Raw genomic sequence first — 3,144 nt, forward strand, 5'->3', positions numbered from 1 at the left:
GCTTCGGTCTGCAGCGCCGAGCCGCCCGACTGCGCGCTGCAGACCGAAGCCGCGCGCGCCGCCGGCTGGGACGACACCGCGCCGCCCGCCGCCGGCTGGATCCGCGTGCAGTTGCCCGACGTCTGGACCTCGCGCTGGCCCGGCTTCGACGGCGTGGTCTGGTACCGCTTGCGCTGGGACCGCGCCTGCCTCGGCGACGCGCCGGCGGCCGCCTTCATCGACTACGTGAACATGGCGGGCGCGCTCTACCTGAACGGCAGCCTGCTGGCCGCCGACCCGCAGTTGAAGGAACCGCTCAGCCGCAGCTGGAACATGCCGCGCCGCTGGCTGCTGCCGGCCTCGCTGCTGGTGGCCGGCAGCAATACCCTGCTGGTGCGCGTCTCGGGCCTGGCCGCCTACGCGCCGGGGCTCGGCCCGGTGACGGTGGGCGCTCCCGCGCAGGTCGAGCGCCGTTACGCGCATGCCCACCAGGTGCGTCGCGACCTGCAGCTCTACAGCCTGGCCGTCACCTCCACGCTCGGCTGCTTCTTCGTGGTGCTCTGGCTGATGCGCCGCCGCGAGAGCCTGTACGGCTGGTTCGGGCTGCAGTCGATGGCCTGGTGGTGCTTCCAGATGAACCAGGCGGCCACCTCGCCCTGGCCGTTCGCGAGCACCGACGGCTGGGAAGCGGCCATGTCGATCGCCGTGGTGCTGTTCAGCGTCAGCTTCGCGATGTTCACGCTGCGCTTCGCGAACCGCCGCTGCCCGCGCCTGGAGCGCCTGCTCTGGCTGCTCGCCGCGGCGCAGACGCTGGCCATGCTGCTCGCGCCGCGCGGCTCGATCGAGACGGTGCGCGCGGCCATCGCCCTGCTGCCCGCGCTGACCTTCATCGGCTGCTGCAGCGCCTTCATCGTGTTCTCGCTGCGCCGGCCGCGCGCCGACCGGCTGGCGCTGTCGGGCTGCATGCTGGTCTTCGTGCTGGCCTGCATGCACGACCTGCTGACCTTCCTCGGCGTGCTCGGCGACAACGTCTACTACACCTCGATCGCCGCGCAGTTCGAGATGATCGGGATGGCGCTGGTGCTGGCCTGGCGCTTCGTCACCAACCTGCGCCGCATCGAGCAGTTCAACCACGAGCTGACCAGCGCGGTGGCCGAGGCCAAGCGCGAGCTGCGCGACACGCTGGACCGCGAACACGCGCTGCAGGTCACCAATGCACGCCTGAACGAGCGGCTCTCGCTCGCGCAGGACCTGCACGACGGGCTGGGCGGCACCCTGGTGTCGAGCATCACCACGCTCGAGCACGCGCCGCAGGACATGCCGCCGGCGCGTTTCCTCGGCATCCTGAAGGAATTGCGCGACGACCTGCGCATCATCATCGACTCTGCCTCGCTCGACCATGCCGGCACGCGCTCGCTGGACGGCTTCATCGCGCCGATGCGGCACCGGCTGGCGCGCGCCTTCGAGGCGCAGGACATCGACTGCCGCTGGGAGCTGGCCGGCATCGACAGCCTGCACCTGCCCAACGCGACCTGCCTGGACGTGATGCGCGTGCTGCAGGAGGCGGCCACCAACGCGCTGCGCCACAGCGGCGCGAGCCGCATCGAGATCGCCGTGGTGCACGACGCCGAGGGGCTGCGCATGGCCGTCGCCGACAACGGCCGCGGCTTCGACCCGGAAGCGCCGACGCTGCACGGCGGGATCGGCATGCGCAGCCTGCGCGCGCGCGTCGGCCGGCTCGGCGGCGTGCTGCGGATCGCCTCCGACGCGAGCGGCACGCGGCTGACGGTGAGCATTCCCGGGCTCGGTACGCCCGCCGGCGCCGGCTGAGCGAGCGCCCGAACGACAGCCGGGCGCCACGCTACCGACAGCTTCCGGCCAGGCTCGCGCCATCTTCCAACCCACCTTCGAGCCCACCGCGCGCCACGCGACATCGGCCGCCCGGCATGGTTCACCGGCTTACCAATTTCGGGGGATGGGCACCCATGGGGCGGATTGTTAATCTGCCCGCACATTCGCTTGCCAAGGCAAGGAAGCGCTGCGCGAGCAAGGCGCCGCACGGGCCGACACCGGCGGCAGCGCGCGGCGCGACCGGCCCGGCAGGCGAATGCGATGGACGATGCGCCCTGAAGACACGCATCGTTCGTCATTCTCTGGCACGAGGCGGTGACCGGCCGGCGCGGCAGCGTCGGCCGGCTCACCAAGACCGCCGGCCAGGCCCTTGCCGCGGCCGCCCGAGCCGCCCCGGCACCCGCTTCGTACCACTCGCGCGCCACTCGCCCGCGACCCGCCTTGTTGCCCTGACCCCACAAGAAACGCCTCCCGTCCCGTCGCCGTCGTAGAATCGACGAAATTTTTTGCGCCCGGTGTAACCGCCGACACGGATGGAACGAACTCAAGACAGCGCCGCGCGACAACGCACCGAGCAGGAACTGCGGCAATGGCTGCTGCTCGGCCTGGGCGGCGACGAGGCTGCCTACCGCCGCTTCCTGAACGCCTTGTCCGCGCACTTGCGCGGCTTCGTCAGGCGCCGGCTGGCGAGCCGCCCGTCCGACGTCGAGGACCTGGTGCAGGAGATGCTGCTGGCGATTCACGACAAGCGTCACACCTATCGCGCCGGCGAACCCTTGACGGCCTGGGTCCACGCGATCGCGCGCTACAAGCTGGTGGACTACTTCCGCGCCTGGTCGCGCCACGAGGCGCTCAACGACAGCTTCGACGACGAGGCCGAGTGGATCGCCCCGCCGGAGCTGGAGTCGTCCGAGGCGCGGCGCGACCTGGGCCAGCTGCTCGACACCCTGCCCGACCGGCAACGCCTGCCGATCGTGCACGTCAAGCTGGAGGGATTGTCCGTGGCGGAGACCGCGCGGATGACCGGCCTTTCCGAATCGGCCGTCAAGATCGGAGTGCATCGCGGCCTGAAGGCATTGGCCGCGAAGATACGCGGAACACGATGAAGACCGATGAACTGATTTCCATGCTGGCGACGGGCGTCACGCCCGTCGACCCGCACCTGCCCGCCAAGCGCTTCGCGACCGCCGTCGCGATCGGCGCGGGCGGCGCGCTGCTGCTGATGCTGGCCGTGCTCGGCCTGCGCCACGACCTGGCGACGGTCGCGCAAACGCCGCTGTTCTGGGCCAAGGTGGCCCTGCCGCTGGCGATCGC

The 3,144-nt window shown here is 71.2% G+C and carries 3 protein-coding genes; all 3 read left to right on the forward strand.

Annotation, left to right across the window (positions count from 1 at the left end):
• A partial coding sequence (locus F3J10_RS35045) for a 7TM diverse intracellular signaling domain-containing protein (protein WP_167243997.1) occupies positions 1–1,809 on the forward strand: 1,809 nt, incomplete at its 5' end.
• Positions 1,810–2,363: 554 nt separating this feature from the next.
• Positions 2,364–2,936: a sigma-70 family RNA polymerase sigma factor gene (locus F3J10_RS35050; protein ID WP_025102107.1), complete on the forward strand. Its 573-nt coding sequence runs from the start codon at positions 2,364–2,366 to the stop codon at positions 2,934–2,936.
• The coding region (locus tag F3J10_RS35055) for an NrsF family protein (protein ID WP_167243998.1) at positions 2,933–3,144 on the forward strand (212 nt) is incomplete at its 3' end. The genes F3J10_RS35050 and F3J10_RS35055, both read left to right, overlap by 4 nt.

It is taken from the genome of Burkholderia sp. Cy-637, from assembly GCF_011753175.1.
GTDB classification, from domain to species: Bacteria; Pseudomonadota; Gammaproteobacteria; order Burkholderiales; family Burkholderiaceae; genus Burkholderia; species Burkholderia gladioli.

Bases quoted from the DNA above. Each gene is read 5' to 3' on its own strand.
- F3J10_RS35050 (WP_025102107.1), top strand. From the start codon at position 2,364: ATGGAACGAACTCAAGACAGCGCCGCGCGACAACGCACCGAGCAGGAA.